This is a genomic window from Ruegeria sp. AWH4_226, assembly GCF_056159225.1.
This window is the reverse complement of sequence record NZ_JBSWUU010000001.1, coordinates 1,681,585-1,699,635: the sequence shown is the minus strand read 5'-3', so window position 1 is coordinate 1,699,635 and position 18,051 is coordinate 1,681,585. Positions and strand designations below refer to the sequence as shown.

The 18,051-nt window shown below is 57.6% G+C and carries 18 protein-coding genes; 8 read left to right on the top strand and 10 right to left on the bottom strand.

Annotated features, from left to right (window positions below; translation table 11 throughout):
• Position 1 precedes the first annotated feature (1 nt).
• The 3 genes from ACXAET_RS08270 to hrpB all read right to left on the bottom strand — a co-directional run bounded on the left by ACXAET_RS08270 (position 2) and on the right by hrpB (position 4,583).
• Entirely contained in the window at positions 2–1,480 is a 1,479-nt protein-coding gene (locus ACXAET_RS08270) for an inorganic phosphate transporter (RefSeq protein WP_475183662.1), read from the bottom strand.
• A 92-nt stretch (positions 1,481–1,572) separates the two neighbouring features.
• Positions 1,573–2,031 (bottom strand): NUDIX hydrolase, encoded by a 459-nt coding sequence (locus tag ACXAET_RS08265; RefSeq protein ID WP_475183661.1) that lies wholly within the window; start codon positions 2,029–2,031, stop codon positions 1,573–1,575.
• Between the two features lie 110 nt (positions 2,032–2,141).
• A complete protein-coding gene (hrpB, locus tag ACXAET_RS08260; protein WP_475187173.1) occupies positions 2,142–4,583 on the bottom strand; it encodes an ATP-dependent helicase HrpB in 2,442 nt (813 codons plus the stop codon).
• A gap of 223 nt (positions 4,584–4,806) precedes the next feature.
• Between hrpB and meaB the strand changes: the two genes are divergently transcribed.
• The 5 genes from meaB (at position 4,807) to ACXAET_RS08235 (ending at position 8,746) form a co-directional block, all read left to right on the top strand.
• Positions 4,807–5,784 carry a methylmalonyl Co-A mutase-associated GTPase MeaB gene (gene meaB / locus ACXAET_RS08255; protein WP_475187170.1) on the top strand — a complete coding sequence of 326 codons (978 nt, stop codon included), beginning with the start codon at positions 4,807–4,809 and terminating at the stop codon, positions 5,782–5,784.
• A gap of 98 nt (positions 5,785–5,882) precedes the next feature.
• Positions 5,883–7,067 (top strand): Hint domain-containing protein, encoded by a 1,185-nt coding sequence (locus ACXAET_RS08250; protein WP_475183659.1) that lies wholly within the window; start codon positions 5,883–5,885, stop codon positions 7,065–7,067.
• Between the two features lie 119 nt (positions 7,068–7,186).
• Entirely contained in the window at positions 7,187–7,474 is a 288-nt protein-coding gene (rpmB, locus tag ACXAET_RS08245) for a 50S ribosomal protein L28 (RefSeq protein WP_068337516.1), read from the top strand.
• Positions 7,475–7,877: 403 nt separating this feature from the next.
• Entirely contained in the window at positions 7,878–8,228 is a 351-nt protein-coding gene (locus ACXAET_RS08240) for a hypothetical protein (protein WP_475183657.1), read from the top strand.
• 44 nt (positions 8,229–8,272) lie between these two features.
• Positions 8,273–8,746, top strand: coding sequence for a copper chaperone PCu(A)C (locus tag ACXAET_RS08235; RefSeq protein ID WP_475183656.1), 474 nt, complete (start codon positions 8,273–8,275; stop codon positions 8,744–8,746).
• A gap of 88 nt (positions 8,747–8,834) precedes the next feature.
• Here ACXAET_RS08235 and ACXAET_RS08230 read toward each other — a convergent pair whose 3' ends face one another.
• Both ACXAET_RS08230 and ACXAET_RS08225 read right to left on the bottom strand, forming a co-directional pair.
• Entirely contained in the window at positions 8,835–9,443 is a 609-nt protein-coding gene (locus ACXAET_RS08230; RefSeq protein ID WP_068337510.1) for an HdeD family acid-resistance protein, read from the bottom strand.
• Positions 9,444–9,503: 60 nt separating this feature from the next.
• Positions 9,504–10,199: an NAD-dependent deacylase gene (locus ACXAET_RS08225; protein ID WP_475183654.1), complete on the bottom strand. Its 696-nt coding sequence runs from the start codon at positions 10,197–10,199 to the stop codon at positions 9,504–9,506.
• Between the two features lie 27 nt (positions 10,200–10,226).
• Here ACXAET_RS08225 and ACXAET_RS08220 point away from each other — a divergent pair, with 27 nt between their 5' ends.
• Entirely contained in the window at positions 10,227–10,670 is a 444-nt protein-coding gene (locus ACXAET_RS08220; protein WP_475183653.1) for a low molecular weight protein-tyrosine-phosphatase, read from the top strand.
• Here ACXAET_RS08220 and ACXAET_RS08215 read toward each other — a convergent pair.
• The 3 genes from ACXAET_RS08215 to ACXAET_RS08205 form a co-directional block, all read right to left on the bottom strand.
• Complete coding sequence (locus ACXAET_RS08215; RefSeq protein WP_475183651.1) at positions 10,667–11,608, bottom strand: LysR family transcriptional regulator; 942 nt, start codon at positions 11,606–11,608, stop codon at positions 10,667–10,669. The two genes, ACXAET_RS08220 and ACXAET_RS08215, sit on opposite strands and share 4 nt — an antisense overlap.
• 66 nt (positions 11,609–11,674) lie before the next feature.
• Positions 11,675–11,986, bottom strand: a complete 312-nt coding sequence (locus tag ACXAET_RS08210; RefSeq protein WP_475183650.1) for a hypothetical protein — start codon at positions 11,984–11,986, stop codon at positions 11,675–11,677.
• A gap of 52 nt (positions 11,987–12,038) precedes the next feature.
• Entirely contained in the window at positions 12,039–13,091 is a 1,053-nt protein-coding gene (locus ACXAET_RS08205) for a Hint domain-containing protein (RefSeq protein ID WP_475183648.1), read from the bottom strand.
• 162 nt (positions 13,092–13,253) lie between these two features.
• Between ACXAET_RS08205 and lepA the strand changes: the two genes are divergently transcribed.
• Both lepA and ACXAET_RS08195 read left to right on the top strand, forming a co-directional pair.
• Complete coding sequence (lepA, locus tag ACXAET_RS08200) at positions 13,254–15,053, top strand: translation elongation factor 4 (RefSeq protein ID WP_475183646.1); 1,800 nt, start codon at positions 13,254–13,256, stop codon at positions 15,051–15,053.
• 160 nt (positions 15,054–15,213) lie between these two features.
• Positions 15,214–15,834 (top strand): hypothetical protein, encoded by a 621-nt coding sequence (locus tag ACXAET_RS08195; RefSeq protein ID WP_475183645.1) that lies wholly within the window; start codon positions 15,214–15,216, stop codon positions 15,832–15,834.
• 1,256 nt (positions 15,835–17,090) lie between these two features.
• On the opposite strand, the gene ACXAET_RS08190 is transcribed toward ACXAET_RS08195, so the two are convergent.
• Both ACXAET_RS08190 and ACXAET_RS08185 read right to left on the bottom strand, forming a co-directional pair.
• Positions 17,091–17,228 (bottom strand): entericidin A/B family lipoprotein, encoded by a 138-nt coding sequence (locus ACXAET_RS08190; protein WP_475183644.1) that lies wholly within the window; start codon positions 17,226–17,228, stop codon positions 17,091–17,093.
• Between the two features lie 325 nt (positions 17,229–17,553).
• Positions 17,554–17,889, bottom strand: a complete 336-nt coding sequence (locus ACXAET_RS08185; RefSeq protein WP_475183642.1) for an ArsR/SmtB family transcription factor — start codon at positions 17,887–17,889, stop codon at positions 17,554–17,556.
• Positions 17,890–18,051: the final 162 nt, after the last annotated feature.

Sequence of the window (18,051 nt, the reverse complement as noted above, 5' to 3'; positions counted from 1 at the left end):
GTCAGACAAAAGCCGTCAGAAACACGAAAATTGCCGCCGACATCGCCGCCGCAGCAGGAACCGTGACGACCCAGGCTGCGACGATAGTCATGAAATGCGAGCGACGCACCAGCTTGCGACGTTGATGTTCTTCGCGCGCCAAACGCTGTTCGGGCGGGCGTTGACGGTTTGACTGTTTCCAACGCTGGTCCGAATGCCATTCGCGATAGAACCCAACACCGAACACGGCACCAACGGCGATGTGGGTTGAACTCACGGGCAAGCCCAACCAACTGGCTACGATTACGGTGATCGCAGCCGACAGGGCCACGCAGAATGCACGCATCGGGTTCAGCTTGGTGATCTGGCTGCCCACCATTTTTATGAGCTTCGGGCCAAAAAGAAACAGACCAAATGAAATACCAAACGCTCCGATAACCATGACCCATGTAGGGATCGACACTTTCGAAGCGAAGTCGCCGAACTCGGCGGCGTGTACAATTGCGGCCAACGGGCCAACGGCGTTGGCGACATCATTCGCGCCATGTGCGAAACTGAGGAACGTTGCCGAAATGATCAAGGGCAAGCCGAACAGCGTTTTCAAAGACTTGGTGCGATTTTCCAGCCCTTCGGACTTGCGCCGCACCCACGGGACCGTCACGGCCCACGCCAAAACTCCGAACGCCAGCCCGATCATCAGCGCCACCTCAAGATCGATCTTCACGATACGTTTCAGTCCTTTGACGGAAAGATAGGTTGCAAAGGCACCTGCCATAACGGCCACAAGGATCGGAACCCACCGCCGGGCCGCGGCAATCTTGTCGTCCTGATATTGGATTTTTGCATTGATCAGCGCCAAAAACATGGCGGCGATCACACCGCCCAAGACGGGCGAGATCACCCAGCTGGCGGCAATCGCGCTCATGGTGCCCCAACTTACCGCGCTCAGCCCCGCAGCGGCGATACCTGCACCGACCACGCCGCCCACAACAGAGTGGGTGGTCGATACCGGCGCGCCAAACCACGTCGCGATATTGACCCACATGGCCGAGGAAATCAGCGCGGACATCATGGCCCAGATGAACACAGAGCTATCCTGAACGGAGGCCGGGTCGATAATTCCTTTCGAAATGGTCGAGACCACGTCCCCACCGGCAAGCAAGGCCCCCGCGCTTTCTGCGATTGCGGCGATGACGATCGCGCCGCCCATGGTCAGGGCATTGGCGCCAACGGCTGGCCCCATGTTGTTGGCAACATCGTTTGCGCCGATATTGATCGCCATGTAGGCCCCAAAGACCGCGGCAGCGACGACGATCACCCCACCATTTGCCTGCCCGAAAAAGACCGCGGCCGACAAGCCGGCCAAGGCGATGAAAGCCAGCGCAATACCGGGGGCCAGAATCGGGCGCACAATGTGTGAATTCGCAGTTTCAACCCGCGAAATGCGGTTTAGATCGCTGTCCAGAGCTTGCCAGCGTTTTTTGGAAAGTGTGTCCGACATCAGATTTCTTTAGGTGGCGTGGTTTGAGTGGCGCGCGTATCCGGTTTCAAAACACGGGGCAAGCAGTCTCACAAAGAGTTGTTGCCAAAGCGTTACAATTGCCGAAGAAGCGCGCTCAGTTCTGGTTCACGGACCAGATCGGCCGCCTTTTGCGGGGGAAACCAGCGCCGGTCTCGCTGTCCTGCCTCGGGGTAGTTCTCAGCCAGACCCTTCACACGTATGCGATACACGCTGGTGTGCACCGGAATGGACGAACCGTTATCCATACCCTTGTCATAGCTAAAATGACCGATTGAGGTACGATCCAAGTGATCCGGCTGCACCCCAGCCTCTTCCCAGGCTTCCTGTTGCGCGGTTTCGGCTCCGTCTTTTCCGTTGATTGGCCAGCCCTTAGGAATGACCCAACGCCCCGTGTCGCGGCTGGTGATCAACAGCACCTCGGGTCCGTTCGGCGTGTCGCGTGTGCATATGGCTGCGAACTGCACCCGTGGGGGGCGTCGGAGAACAGGCCGCGCCACCTCTTGCCAGATTTTTTGAAACCATGTCGACATTGATGAGTTTGATCTTTTGCCACCAAGTGAACGTGATGGTGAACTTAAAGTTGAACAGGGGTATTTCAACTACCCCTAAAAAACGGACTATTTTGCAGTGAGTTACGAGACTACCCGCGCCTTTTCGCCCGCAACGTCGGATCGGATTGTGTCGGGTCTTCGGGCCAGGGGTGTTTGGGGTATTGTGCGCGCATATCCTTGCGGACGTCAGCATAGGATCCTGCCCAGAATCCGGGCAGGTCGCGGGTGATTTGGATTGGACGCTGTGCCGGAGACAGCAGGGTGATCTTCAGCGCCTCGCCCCCCACAATCGGATGCTGTGTGACACCGAACAGTTCTTGCAGACGTACCGAGATCTCAGGCACCGCGCCGCTATAGTCGATCGCCACCCTGCGCCCTAAGGGCGTTTCAAACGACCCCGGTGCGCGGCGGTCCAACTCTTGCATCTGGGTCCAGTCCAGCCGCGCGCGCAGGGCAGGTAGCAGATCAAAGCGTTTCCAGTCCTCGGCAGTGCGCACACCGGACAGCATGGGCAGTAGCCAATCTTCAAGTGTGTCCATCAACCCTACGGTCGTAAATTCAGGCAGGTCCGCCCCTTCGGCCCGTATCAGTTCTACCCGAGCCGCCAGCCGCGCCGCTGCCCCGTCCAGCCGCACTCCCAGATCGCGAACGCCATCCAGCATGGCCTGCGCGACCATCTCGTCGGGTACATCCTTCCAGATGCGGTCACTCAGCGTGATCGCGCCCAGCCTTTCCTGCTTTCGCGCCACAACACGACGGTCGCGTTTCGACCACTCACAACTGTCTACCCAGTTGATCTGATCCGCGAACAGGTCTCGGATCTCACGTTCTGAAATTTGTACGGCCATGCGCACGCGGGCTTCGCGTGGGTTGCCGTCTGTATCCGTGACCACCAGATAGGGCGCGGCGGCGAGGGTATCGCCGCTGTCCAGCACCACACCTTTTCCGCCAGACAGAACGTAACGGGGCGTGTCGCCCTTGCGCCGTTGTCCGATGCGGTCGGGATAGGCCAGCGCGGCCATCGCGGCAGGGCTTAGATCGCTGGCGTTTCCTTTGGTACGTAACCGCTTGGCTTCGGCCTTTATGCGGTCCACGACGCCGGTGTTCACCTGCCAGACGCGGTTACGTTGAAACGCTCGCGGGTCGCGCAGGGCTTCGAGCCGCAGCAACATATCCGATGGCGCTGCTTTCAACGGGTCGCGTTCAGCCATAAGTGCAACTAAAGGCGCTGCATCAGGTCCTGCGTGTTCAAGCATGTGTGCCAGTCGCGGATGCAACGGCAGCGCGGCAAGGGCGCGCCCGTGGTTGGTGATCCGCCCTTTAGCGTCCAGCGCGCCCAGCATGGCAAGCAGCGCCTTGGCTTCGGCCATCGTGCCTTCGGGTGGGGATGTCAGGAACGCCAGATCGCAGGGTTCCGCACCCCACAGCGCAAGTTCCAAGGCCAGCCCGGTCAGGTCTGCTGCCTCAATCTCGGCGGGCGGGTAGGCGGAGAGCGCGCCTTCCTCTGCCTTGGACCACAGGCGGTAGCACACCCCTTCTGCAACACGACCGGCGCGGCCTGCGCGCTGCGTCGCCTCGGCCCGTGTCACCCGTTCGGTCACAAGGCGCGGCAAGCCAGATCCCGGATCGAACCGCGCGCGCCGGGCTTGCCCCATGTCGACAACGACCCGGATGTCGGGGATTGTAAGAGAGGTTTCGGCAATCGAAGTGGCCAGCACCAGTTTGCGACCGCGTTCCACGGGTGCAATCGCGGCGCGCTGGGCAGCAAAGGGCATCGCTCCGAACAGGGGGCGTACCGTACACTCCGCTGGCAACAGCCCGGACAAAGCGCCTTCGGCCCGGCGGATTTCGCCCTCACCGGGTAGGAACACCAACATGCCGCCACCCGTGTCGCGCGTTTCCCGCTCGGCGCGAACGACCAGATCGACCAGGGCGTCCAGACGCCGCGCTTGAACGCCTAAGGGCCGGTCTAACCAACGCGTTTCAACCGGGAAACTGCGGCCCTCGGACGTGATCAGCGGTGCGTCCATCAACCGACCGACGGGCTCTGCATCCAGCGTTGCGGACATGGCCAACAGTATCAAATCATCGCGCAGCGCACCGGTGACTTCCAAACACAGGGCCAGCCCCAGATCCGCGTTCAAAGAGCGTTCGTGGAATTCATCGAATATCACCGCGCCAACACCGGGCAGATCAGGCTCGGATTGGAGCATTCGGGTCAAGATACCCTCGGTCACAACCTCGATCCGGGTTGCTTTGGACAGTTTCGCGTCACCGCGCACGCGGTAACCGACTGTTTCGCCTGCACGTTGACCAAGGGTTTCGGCCATACGCTCGGCGGCGGCGCGCGCGGCCAGCCTGCGCGGCTCCAGCATCACGATCTTGCCATCGCACACGCCCGCTTCAAGCATGGCCAGAGGTACGCGTGTCGTTTTACCCGCGCCCGGAGGTGCCTGAAGCACGGCGCGGCCCGACGCCTTTAGGGCGGCAAGTAACTCTGGGATTGCGTCGTCGATCGGCAGGCGTGTCATGCGGGCTTTATCTGCCAACCGTCCGGCAAGGTCCAGTTCCGCAATCGGCGCGGCCCCAAGCCCATGTTCGATTTGCGAACAAGCGCCACGCCAAGAAGGGGCAATAAGAAATAAAAAGCGAGTCTTGTGGGCGAATGGGGACATCTTGCGCATTTCCCAAACGGTCTGGACAAATACGGTATTCCCGCGGCAAGTAGTCATGCCGCAAAAGATCGGGGTTGAAATGGACATACGCAGCCTGGGTGACAGGATTTTGAAAGGCGAGCGTCGTGCGCTGGCCCGCGCAATCACTCTGGTCGAAAGTGGCCGAGAGGATCACAGGGCGCAGGCGACGGAATTGCTGACCCATTTGGCGAAATCCAATCGGCAATCGCTGCGTATCGGACTGTCGGGCACTCCGGGCGTTGGTAAATCCACCTTTATCGAGAGCTTTGGCATGATGCTGATCGAACAGGGCTTGCGCGTGGCGGTGCTGGCGGTTGATCCCAGTTCGACGCGCTCAGGTGGTTCCATTTTGGGTGACAAAACCCGGATGGAACGCTTGAGCCGTGAGAAAAACGCCTTTATCCGACCGTCCCCCAGCCAATCTCATTTGGGTGGCGTTGCCCGTCGCACGCGTGAGGCGATTGCCTTGTGCGAAGCGGCTGCTTTCGATGTGGTCCTGATTGAAACCGTCGGTGTTGGCCAGTCCGAGACCGTTGTGTCCGAAATGTCTGATTTATTCCTGTTGCTTCTGGCTCCCGCAGGCGGGGATGAGTTGCAGGGTGTCAAGCGCGGTATCATGGAAATGGCGGATATGATCCTGGTCAACAAGGCAGACGGGGATTTGAAAGCCACCGCGACCCGGACCTGCGCCGATTATGCCGGTGCCTTGCGCCTGTTGCGCAAGCGTCCGCAGGATCCAGAGGGTTTTCCCAAGGCCATGACCGTTTCGGCGGTCGAGGAACACGGGTTAGAGAAGGCCTGGGCGGAGATGCAATCCTTGGCCCAATCGCGTCGGGAAAGCGGCCATTGGGATGCCAATCGCGCCGCGCAAGCGCAGTACTGGTTCGAGCAGGAAGTCCGTGCCGCACTGTTGGCAAAGTTAACGACCCTGCAGGCGCGGACCGAAATGGCCCATCTGGGCGCTCAGGTCCGCACCGGCGAACTAAGTCCTTCGGCGGCGGCAGAAACCATGCTGGCGTTTTTGCTGCCGCGTTAGGCACCGCGCCGCACAGTTCCGATAAAAGTTTCGTCATTGACTAAAGATTGCAAGGAACCGTGCTATCCTAATCGCCAGGACGCGCGGGACCGGATTTAATGCCCAGAATTGACGGGACAAATGGTGACGATGATATTGACGTCACGAATGACAACGGAACGCTGAACGGCGTACCGCAGGGCAGCCCAATCGACAATATTCGGGCGCGTGGAGGTGATGACGACATAGACATCACCAACAGTACTATCGCCGATAATGTCCTCGGAAATGCCGGGAATGACACCATCACCGTTACAAACAGCACGGTGGGCGGGCGAATTGCCAGCGGCTCGGATGCGGATACGGTCGATATCACAGGATCAACCGTTGGCTCCATCCGTCTGGGCAGTGGAAATGACACGCTGAATTTCAGCAGTACAACGGTTGACGGTGATATTCGCGGGGGCGGAGGTACCGACACGCTGAACCTGCCAGCCGGGACAGTTATCGACGACGTCGCCTTCGGCAGGATCACAGTCGAGGACGGCGTTCGTTATTCAGTATCCAGTGGCACGTTTACTCTGCCCTCAGGCATTGTGGTTAACTATTCGGCGTTTGAAAACGGGGCGGGCGTTCCCTGCCTTGTCCGGGATACCGGTATCCTGACACAGAATGAGGTGCGACCAATTCAAAGCCTGCGGATTGGCGAAATGATTTCAACCCTGGAACACGGGGCGCAGCCGATCCGGTGGATCGGACGGCGCCGGTTTGACCGTGCCGCCTTGTTGAACAATCCGCGCCTATGGCCGGTTCGGATTCTGGCGGGGGCGCTGGGCAACGGGTTGCCCCGGCGCGACCTTTTGGTATCACGTCAGCACAGGATGCTCGTGCGCTCGAAGATCGCAGAGCGGATGTTTGGGACAACCGAGGTTCTGATTCCCGCAATCAAACTGACCGCATTGCCGGGTATATTCATCGATGACAGTGTGCAACGCGTCGAATATTTTCACCTGCTCTTTGACTGCCACCAAGTCATCTTTGCCGAAGATGCACCGACCGAAAGCCTGTTTCTGGGTGAGGAAGCCCTGAAGGCGCTGGGCTCGGATGCCAGACAAGAGATATTCGAGATTTTTCCCGAACTGCGCGACAAAAAGCTGATACTGAAGCCCGCTCGCCTTATCCCGCGTGCGCAGCAGCAGAAGCGATTGCTTCAGCGGCACCACAGAAACAAAAAACCCTTGTTGTGGAACCCACAACCAACCTGCTCTGGCTTGCACGCAAAGATTTCGTGCGAGCCATCTTGACCCCTTTGGCGATTCCCACTACACGCATCCAACCAGTTTTCGGGCGCGACTTCGGGTTGCGCCTCTTGTGATTTGGCCGCAGGTGTTTTACCCGGCCTCCAGAAACAAAGGAAGAAACCATGTCGCGCCGTTGCGAACTGACCGGAAAAGGCCCGATGACTGGCAACAATGTCAGCCATGCCAACAACAAAACCAAACGTCGTTTCCTGCCGAACCTGAACGATGTTACCTTGCAGTCGGAAACGCTCAATCGTGGCGTCAAGCTGCGCATCTCGGCTGCTGCGCTGCGCTCAGTCGATCACCGTGGTGGTCTGGACGCGTTCCTGGCCAAAGCCAAGGATGAAGACCTTTCAGCAAACGCGCTGAAGGTGAAAAAGGAAATAGCGAAGGCGCAAGCCTCGGCCTAATTCCTTTTCAAACCAAAAAGAATTCGAACCCTGTACCGACTGGTGCAGGGTTTTTCTTTGCTCGCCGTTCTTCAATTGGAAATAAATAATGCCGCTTGGTGATATTGTTCACATACACTGCGCTCATTTTGGCTTATGTTTGTTCATATTCATCTGACGGAGTTCAGTCACATGTCATATAAATCTTCTGATTATTTCTCCCTGTTGGCTGCCTTTATTGGCAAATCGGTTGGGACATGCTTTCGGATGCAACGGCAGGTGAACAGGTTGCATACGAGCCTGACCAAGGGGTCTGTCAAACGTCCACCTGCGGACAGTTGACACGATACCAAGTTCTGCGGGCTTTGGGCGCACTCGATTGTGCTTGAAGCTCGCTTTGTGTCGGGCCTATACCTAGCGCAGGATGAAACCCGTTCTGAACAGACTCTTGCCATTGGTGGTTTCTCTGCTTGTCATCCTGACAGGGCAGGGCGTGGCTGCGTCGCGCGGAATGGATGGCCCGGTGGGGCAGATGGTTCTGTGTACAAGTACAGGCCCGGTGGTGGTCTATATGGACGCCAGCGGTAAACCGACGCGACCTGCACATTTCTGCCCAGACTATGCCTTGGCGCTATTGGGCGCGATCGACGTTCCGGCGTTGGATTTACCGTTGGCGTCGAAGGTCACCCAGCCTGCTCCGCTGCGGAAGGCAGACAACTTGATCGCCCTGCCGGTCCCGAGAAAACCAGCGCGCGGGCCGCCGAGTTACCTCTGAAACCCTCTGTAAAGTTTAATGAAATCTAAACTGGGAGAGACGTGATGTCCCTCAAATCCAACCTGTTGGCCACGATGGCTGCAGTAACCCTTGCAACAACTGCGTTTGCGGAAAGTACGATTGCAGTTGACGATGCCTACGCCCGGTCTTCTGGAAAAACGGCCAAAGCCGGCGCGGCCTTTATGATGATCCAAAACAGCGGTGACTCGGATGACCGGCTAATAGGCGCGAAATCGGATGCGGCTGCACGGGTCGAGTTGCACACGCATAAGATTGATGACGCCGGTGTGGCCAAGATGATCGAAGTCGAAGAAGGGTTCGTTATTCCGGCTGGCGAAAGCTATATGCTGCAACGCGGTGGCGACCACGTGATGTTTATGGGCCTGACCGCACCTTTTGAGCAAGGCGCTAAGGTTCCCGTGACACTGATTTTTGAAAACGCCGGTGAAGTCGAAATAGAGATTCCAGTTGATCTTGATCGTAAAGACACGGGCGGTCACGGGTCTCATTCCAACTAGGGCAACGCCAGTCTTCGGGCCGCTGCGCGGCCGTCATCCATGCGTCAGGCCGGGTCATACCCGGCCTGTTGTCGTTTTCGCCGATCCGTTAGCGATTGACGACCCGCATGGCAACACGGTCATGGGCGCGTTTGAATCGTGCAGTCAGCCAGAACATCATCGCAGAAAACGCCAGTGCGCCGAAGGCGATGGCCCAACCCAGCGCGACCATGCCGCTGCCGGGCCAAAAGATGAGAACCAGTCCGATCAGCAGGGCGATAATCCCCGAATTGCGGACCGATGGCGCATCGGGATGCTGATCCGACATTTGTCGCCATGCCATCAGCGAACCAACCCCGACAATGAGTGCCCACGCACCCAAGAGGAAGAAGGTCAGGCGCGCCACGCCCTCAGGCCAGATCAACAGCACCAAACCAATCAGAAGCGCGCCGATACCGACCCCTCCGATCAGACCGCGCCGCCCGAAGCCCAGCAGCGTCAGGCTGCCATCCACGATCAGGACCAAGCCAACAAGGCGCAAAAGCAAGGAAATACTGCCAGTTGGCCAGAACAGTGCTGCAATCCCCAGAAGCCCGGCCAAAATGCCACGCAGCAAGAACGTCCACCACAGCCCGGCGAGTTGATCGCCAAGCGCGTCACGGTTGTCCAGGCTGCCCACCTCAAGGATTTCCTCGCGAGGGGAGTTGGGATCGGTCATTGTACCCTCCTGACGTATCAGGACTTCACTATAGGTTAAAGTCTCGGTGTGTGTCTGCGGTTATCTGCGACTGACTAGACCCTCTACCCAGCCTGGGACCGTTTCCGTTGCCGGACCGAGTATGACATTGTCAAAGCTGGAGGCGCCAGACGAGGGGTCAAGGTTCAGTTCCACCGTGCGGGCGCCGGAGTGTTGGGCTTCGTGCACGAAGGCGGCGGCGGGGTAGACCTGACCCGAGGTACCAATGGCTGCAAATAGGGTCGCTTCGGCCAGGTGGTCATAGATTTCATCCATGAAGTACGGCATCTCGCCAAACCAGACCACATCGGGGCGGGCTGCAGGGGCGGTGCAGGCTGTGCAGGGCTCACCTACCATCATCTCGGGCGGAGCAGGCCATCGATGACCACAGGACGCACAGAGCGCACCGGCGAGTGTACCGTGCATGTGGATCACGCTTTGCGCACCGGCGGCTTCGTGCAGGCTGTCAACATTTTGGGTAACGAGTACAACTTTGCCTTGGAAATCCTTTTGAAGGCGCGTCAGGGCCGCATGCGCCGCATTGGGCCGCGCCTTTGCGGCTTGTATGCGGCGAGCGTTGTAAAATTCATGAACTAGGCCAGGGTTGCGCGCGAAGCCTTCGGGCGTGGCGACGTCCTCAATCCGGTGCTGTGACCACAACCCGCCTTCGTCACGAAAGGTGCCCAGCCCGCTTTCGGCGGAAATCCCGGCCCCGGTCAAAATGACGATCTTTTCCATCTTAGCCTCATGCGATAACCCTTTCCCATGACCCACCGTATCCTCTTTGTCTGCTTGGGCAATATCTGCCGTTCCCCCGCTGCCGAGGGCGCGTTCCGCGCGCGTGCTCCGCATTACATAACCGACAGTGCCGGGACCTCGGGGTGGCATGTTGGTGATCCGCCTTATGGGCCGATGCAGGCGGCGGCGCGCGCACGCGAAATTGACCTCAGCAGCCTGCGGGCACGGCAATTTATGGCCGAAGATTTCGACAGGTTTGATCTGATCATCGGAATGGACGCAGATAACATCAGAAATATCGAGGAACTGCGGCCTTCCGGAAACGAAACGCCTGTGCGATTGCTTACAGATTTTGCGCCAGAGTTGGGTACGGATCATGTGCCGGACCCCTATTACACGCGGGACTTTGACGGCGCATTGGACTTGATCGAAGCCGCTGTTGCGGGACTTGACGCCTGTCTCCGGCGCTAACCCATTACCCTGAGACGATCCGCAAGCCACGGCAGTTGTGCCAGCGCCGGATCAACGATCTGGTTGCGCATCAAGCGGCGCATCATGCCAGCAACATCCTGCGGCACCTGATCGGACCAGTCGTTGCGCGTAAAAAGCGAAATGGTGCGCGCGAGATCACCAAACGGGGCGGGGTGTGCCTCTAGCGCGTCGTGAAACCGGGCTGCCCGCATATAGCCAAGCGGCGTGGTGATTGCCCAGCCCAGCCCGCGCGCCACCATCGCCATCAGGGCCAGATGCGAGCCGATTTCGAAACGTTCCTCGTAACTAAGCTTGTGCCGCGCCAAGTGGGCCTCAATCTGCCGGCTGATAAGCTGTTCGCGGGCATAGCGCAGAAACGGCAATTCCTGAACCGCATCTGTTGCAGCTTTCGGCGTTACCAGAATAAACGGATCCTGCACCAGCGGGTATTCGACCACGTCTTCGAGCACCTCACCGGAATGAGCCGAAACCACCATGTGCAGGCGCTGTGCCTCAAGCTCATCGAATAGGTCGAGGCTGGGAAGGGTGATCAGCTTAAACTTGGACCGGGTCAGGCTGTCGGCCAACAACGTGGCCAGCCGTGGGGTCAGGTCGTTGTCGAAATCATCAATCAGCCCGATGGACAGCGTGGTGAGATGACCCAGATCCATCAAAGTCAACTCGCTCTGGGCCATTTGAAGTTCGGCCAGAACTGCCTCGGCCCGGGCAAGAAAGCTGCGTCCGGCCTGGGTCAAACGCATCGGACGCCGACCATGATCGACCAAATCGGTGCCCAGAGCGTTTTCCAGATTGCGCAATTGCTGCGACACCGATGGTTGGCTGAGCCCCGTAATCTCGGCCGCCTGTGCAACCGAGCCCGTCCGCGCCAACGCCTCGAACACTTCGAGCCCGCGCAGGGTTAGCCCTTTCATAACCATCAGATATCCCTTTCGCTGCGCCTTTTCTGGGGTGCAGCGCGGGTTAGGTCAAGGTTTCAGATCTGGTCAGCTGCAGACGGCCTGAGCCATCTGGCCAAAGTTCTGATACCGATCCCACAGCGCATCGTCGCGCGCCGTCCGCGACATCTTTAACTCTTGCGCCTGATGAGGATCCTGGAACCATTTCGAGATGGTCTTCTGATCACTGCGCGTCAGCGCCTGATCTGCCACACGCTGAATGCAATTGCACCGGTCGCGCGTTGCCTCTGCCCTGTCGGATGCCAGGCAAGCGCGTTTAATATTCGCCGCCTCAAGGGATTTTGGCGCCACCGCCAAGATAGACGTGGCACACAGTGCGATCAGGAGGAACTTTTTCATGCTCATGCCTCGTTGTTTTGCCTGCCCGGACGGGTCTTGCGCCCCTCTCGGTCTAGGCGGAAGTATGAATCAAACGGGATGCCTGTTCAATGGCCAAGATCTCCCGTATCAAAAATACCGCTTCGCGTCTTGTAAGCGCTAATCTTGCCGTTTTTGTGGCTGCCGTGGCAAGGCCTGCAAGATCGCTGAAAAACAAGCTGTTCGGATCAGCAGCGTAGGACGCTGGAGAAGACAAAAGGCTTTCAGACGCCGAGCCATTTGCTTTGATTACAGCGTGCTGGTCCAGCAAGAGGTGGTGATAGCACGCGGTTTGCTTGTCGGACAGCCATGCGGCGCCAGCGTCGACAAAACTTATGGCCGGGGCAAACACCTCCGATGAACCGAAATGCAATTCGGCCAGGGCGTGAGTGATCAATAACCTATGTTGTTGCGACACCAGCAGGGGGGCAAAATTTGACAGCGTGCCCAGGGGGACTTCGACCATTTTGAACCGCCCGGTCGCGATCACATTTTGCATTCCGACCCACCGCACAGGGACATACCCGCTGTCTTGCGTCCAGACCATATCGCCGGGCTTTAACTCTTCTATGCGGACATGACCCTGATCGGTGCAAATCCACGTGCCGCGGCCATAGCAGATCGGTGTGACGTAGTCGGCAGCTTCGAAGCTTGGACCTTCTTGCGTATCGACCACGGTCAGCTGCACCCCGGCCGGGGGGAATTCTCCGGGGCCGCCGATAAAGGCGATGCCTTCGACGGTTGCGTAGGACGGGTTCGAGTTATTTAAATTGAACGCCACGGCCTGCCATGTGTTGGTACCATCGGTCAGCGTGATGCCATATTCGGCCTCGACCCGAGTGCCATCGTTGAACAGAACGCCATCGATCGTTTGATCACCGTCCAGACGTTGGTTCCCGTCATTATCGGCAAAGTTTTCATCGCTGCCGTTATCTGTGATAAAAACCTCGGTCGCAGACCGCGAGTCGATTGTGATTGTTTCACCAATCAGATGAATACCGGTTCCCTGATTGAGACCGTCCAGCCCTTGCGGCACCGATACCGAGAGCTGGCTTTCACCCAGCACAAAAATGGAGTATTCCGCCATAAACTAAACTGCTCTCGAATTGGTATTTTAGTCTCTTGGTATCAAAATCGCCGCTTGACCTCAATTTTAGGTGAACGGCGCAGGTGTAACTGTTGCAAATGGCAAACGAACGTGGCGCTTCGCCGCTTGACGGGGCCTCATTCTGCGGACATATCCCACTGCATGACAGACCTTGCTCATATCCGTAATTTCTCCATCGTCGCGCATATCGACCATGGCAAATCCACCCTTGCCGACCGGCTCATCCAAGAGACCGGGACAGTGCAGGATCGCGACATGAAGGAACAGCTGCTCGACAGCATGGATATCGAGCGTGAACGCGGCATTACCATCAAGGCCAACACGGTCCGCATCGACTACACTGCCGACAACGGCGAAAAGTATGTTTTGAATCTGATCGACACCCCCGGTCACGTGGACTTTGCCTATGAGGTCAGCCGCTCCATGCGCGCGGTCGAGGGCTCGTTGCTGGTTGTGGACTCGACCCAAGGGGTCGAGGCGCAGACGTTGGCCAACGTGTATCAGGCCATCGACGCCGATCATGAGATCGTGCCGGTGCTGAACAAGATCGACTTGCCCGCGTCCGACTGTGACCGCGTGGCCGAACAGATCGAGGATGTGATCGGCATCGACGCGACCGACGCGATTCAGGTCTCGGCTAAGACGGGGCAGGGCATCCACGAGACTCTCGAAGCCATCGTGAAACAGCTGCCCGCACCGCAGGGCAATCTCGACGCGCCGCTCAAGGCGATGCTCGTCGACTCGTGGTACGACGCCTATCTCGGCGTCATCGTTCTGGTCCGCATCATGGACGGCACGTTGAAAAAGGGCATGCGGGTCAAGTTCATGTCGAACGGCACCCTTCACCATGTCGACCGCGTCGGCGTTTTCCGTCCCGCGATGCAGATGGTCGACTCGCTTGGCCCCGGTGAGATCGGGTTCCTGACAGCGTCCATCAAACAGGTCCGCGATACCCGGGTCGGTGACACCATCACCAATGACCGCAATGGAACCGATAAGGCTCTGCCTGGCTTCAAACCCGCGCAACCTGTGGTGTTCTGCGGCCTTTTCCCCGTCGATTCAGCCGAATTCGAAGACCTGCGCGACGCGATCGACAAACTGGCGCTGAACGACGCCAGCTTCAGCTTTGAAATGGAAACCTCGGCCGCGCTGGGCTTTGGCTTCCGCTGTGGCTTCCTCGGCCTGCTGCACCTCGAGGTCATTCGCGACCGCATCGAACGCGAATACGATATCGAGCTCATCACCACCGCGCCGTCGGTGATCTACCACGTCTTCATGAAAGACGGTGAGATGATCGAACTGCACAACCCCGCCGACATGCCGGACCTCAGCAAGGTCGACCACCTTGAGGAGCCGCGCATCAAAGCGACCATTCTTGTTCCGGATGAATACCTCGGCGACGTGCTGAAACTCTGTCAGGACCGCCGCGGCATCCAGATGGATCTGACCTATGCGGGCCAACGCGCCATGGTCGTCTATGATCTGCCGCTGAACGAGGTTGTCTTCGACTTCTACGATCGCCTCAAATCGGTGACCAAAGGCTATGCCAGCTTCGACTACCAGATGACCGGATACCGTGAGGACGCGCTGGTCAAGATGTCGATCCTTGTCAACGACGAACCCGTCGACGCGCTATCCACCATGGTCCACCGCGACCGGGCCGAGATGCGGGGCCGGGCGATGTGCGAAAAACTCAAGGACCTAATCCCGCGCCACATGTTCAAAATCCCGATCCAGGCCGCCATCGGAGGCAAGGTCATCGCCCGCGAGACCCTGTCCGCCTTACGCAAGGACGTGACCGCGAAGTGCTACGGAGGCGACGCCACGCGGAAACGCAAACTACTGGACAAGCAGAAGGCGGGTAAGAAAAAGATGCGTCAGTTCGGGAAGGTGGATATCCCGCAGGAGGCGTTTATTTCGGCGTTGAAGATGGACAGCTGATAGCTGGCCGTTATTAAGGCCGGTGGGCGAAAGCGGTTGGCGCAGCCAACTGCGTGCCCACACGGTAGTCGGACAACAAACATTTAGTTAGAAGGGCGTGCTTGAGTGAATGTGCGTGCTATGAGAAGTTATTGAAACGCAACCAATTTAGGCGTTTCCAATGAGCGAATATGATAGACACTTCAAGCTAACTGAAACCCGCGACCATGAAATTGTAGTATTTGAAGAGCAATACCGGTCTCTACGTAAAGAAATCTTAGATCGACAACAGAGACGTTTCTTTATCGTTGCTGGTGCTGCACTGGGAATACCCAGTGTGTCTGGTTTGAAAATAACTGGCGTAATGGAAGGAACATTTTTGTACATTGTTCCACTGGTTGTCGTAGCTATGTCGTTTTTGTTCGTCATCGAAGTGAATGGCATCGCGAGAGCAGGTCGTTTCATTGAACTGCGAATTGAAAACCAATTTAAAAACGTAGCTGGTTGGGAGCACTACTTGAAAGACCTCAAAAAGGCTAACGAGCTGACGCCTTCGGTAGTAAAGGTCGCGAACTCAAGCTTTTTGATCCTGATGGCCGTATACTTTGTTTTTTCCGCTTTAGTTTCCGCTTCAAGGCTCTGGTATCGAGAAGTCGGAGATGGCGGCGGTTTCTTTGACGCAGCGCAAACTAGTGGGGCATTCTGGGCATTGACTTATTCGGTGTTCATGTTGGCTGCATTTATTGCTTGGATCTATGGGATGTGGCCCCATTTGAAGTTCTCAGCCGAAACCCAAAAGTAAAGCGTTCGAACTCTGCGTGTTAACCCCCGACCGGCGGCACCGCCGGGCAGCGCTGACCTGTCTCTGTCAAACCAACGGCTTGCCTCCCCCCAAAAACCAACCCACCTAACAATCCAATGGGTCATTCATGAAGTTTCCCTAACGTAACTTGTAGTCTCCCCAAGCCACCCCAATCTGGTAGTCACAGGTTTCACGTAGCCTGCGGATCGGGTTGTCCTACAGAAGCGGCCCGTCCGGCAGGTGAACCGAAGCGTTTCCGGCCCGTCCGGTCTGTAGGGGTACTGGCTGCGGCAGGTCGCGGCGCGTAATAGGTAATCCCGGTCGGGTCGGAGCGCTTCTCATGAACGGACACCTTAACTCGGCTGTGTGTTGTCTTGCGGAAACGCCGCCGTTCGATCTTGCAGTCCATGCTTAACGCGCCATCGCTGATAGTCGCTGGCATGTGATTCGAGCGAAATGGGGCCCGAGGCACTTAGAAAGCCCTCTGATTTGACTGCTCTAGCTGCCCGATGACCTTCGCACCTGCAGAAAGCACGCAAAATTTGGGAGTTTTCGGCCAAATTGACTTATCCACCAGTAAAGCTGCACCGCAGCAAGATTTCCCGGGTTATCCACAAAGCTCTCCAGCCGGATATCAACATCTTATCCCCGTCAAATTTTCATGCTGCAGTGCTATTTTCTTGTCGGACACTCAGACCAATGCAACAGTCATTCCATCGCAACGGTTCTCAGGAACCTGAGCGGAGCGCAAAGGCCAGGGGGTCGCAGCGGTGAAAGAGAGTTCTAGGACTTTTCCTTTCACAGTAGGGGCTTACCGGTGGGTGATTGACTGGTTCGGAGTTACCTTCGGATCAGGTGGTCATCTTCTCAGACGGCCGGCGCGTGCTGCGAAGTGCCGCTTGGTGCTAAGCAGTGGTTTCGACCCTGTACAGGGTTGAGGCAACCGGTTCGGAACGTCCCCCGGACGTACCGATCCACTAAGGCGTCAGGAGTGTCCGCAAGGATACATGCATGGACCGCGTCTGCGCACCTGACGCCTTTTCCTTTACGCGTCTCAGAAGAACAAGCAGGGCACCACTCTACCCCTTGTCCAACAAGCGAACGGGGTTCTTGTCATGCCACAAGAACCCCGCCGAAGTGTCAGTAATGCAATGCCGCGTCTATGCACCTGTACGCACATGCTTACAGTGTATCGGTGTCGATTTCAACTACATCTTGGGTGCGACGCCAGTTGAGTCGCAGATTGTAGGTGTTATCTACAAGCCCTGCTGAACGTCGGTCGCCGCGTTCTGAATCGCGTCGCCAGCGTTTTCAATATCTTTACCGGCGCCCTTTGCCGTTTCGCAGGCGGTAAGTGTAAACAAGGCTAGCCCCAACAAGATCGTGCGGATCATCGGTGTCTCCATAAGTGTCAGTCCCAAGTTGCCTAGCAGCTTTCCATGCGCGGAACCAGAGCTTTGGGCGCAGATTGGGTGACACGATATGGCGGTCTGCACGGAGTGACAGCGGCGCAGACTTTGCTAACCCCGGTAGGGAGCGACCTGGCCCGCTGAGGCGCTATCCATCGGCAAAATCATGCGGACTGATCCGCCACTGGTTTGGTTGGACGGCATCGCCACGGAGATCACGGGACGAGCTGGTGAACTGTGGCCGAGGGCTACTTATGCAAGACGTGTCCGTGTCTGTTCAGGATCGAGCAGCCGCCTCGAACGTGGCGTGCTATTCGTCTCCATTAAATATGTCGTTGACGAGTTCAAGCAAACGGCGTGGGCGGTCATCCGCAAGGCGATAGTAAATCGCCTTGCCCTCACGACGGGGCACGACAAGCCCTTCAAGCCGCAAGCGTGAAAGCTGCTGCGATACTGCGGCCTGCCGAGCTGACAACAGCTCTTCCAATTCAGTCACGGATTTTTCACCAGACACGAGATGGCAAAGGATCATTAGCCGGCCTTCGTGGCTGATCGCCTTCAGGAAATTTGCCGCGCGGGCAGCGTGTGCGACCATCGTGTCGAAAGACTCGGGCGAAGCATCCTGCGATAATTGGGTGAGGGCCATTGGTTATTTCCTTGTTTATCCCGGAGGCGGGTAGTGTGTGAGTGGTTTCTGAGCGTTTGAATAGAACCCTAGCTATATAGTCTGCCTGTCTATTTCTACATGCACGGATCAAAATGGTGTGATGTGAAGGTGTTAATAAGTGATTAACACATTCTTGCTCGC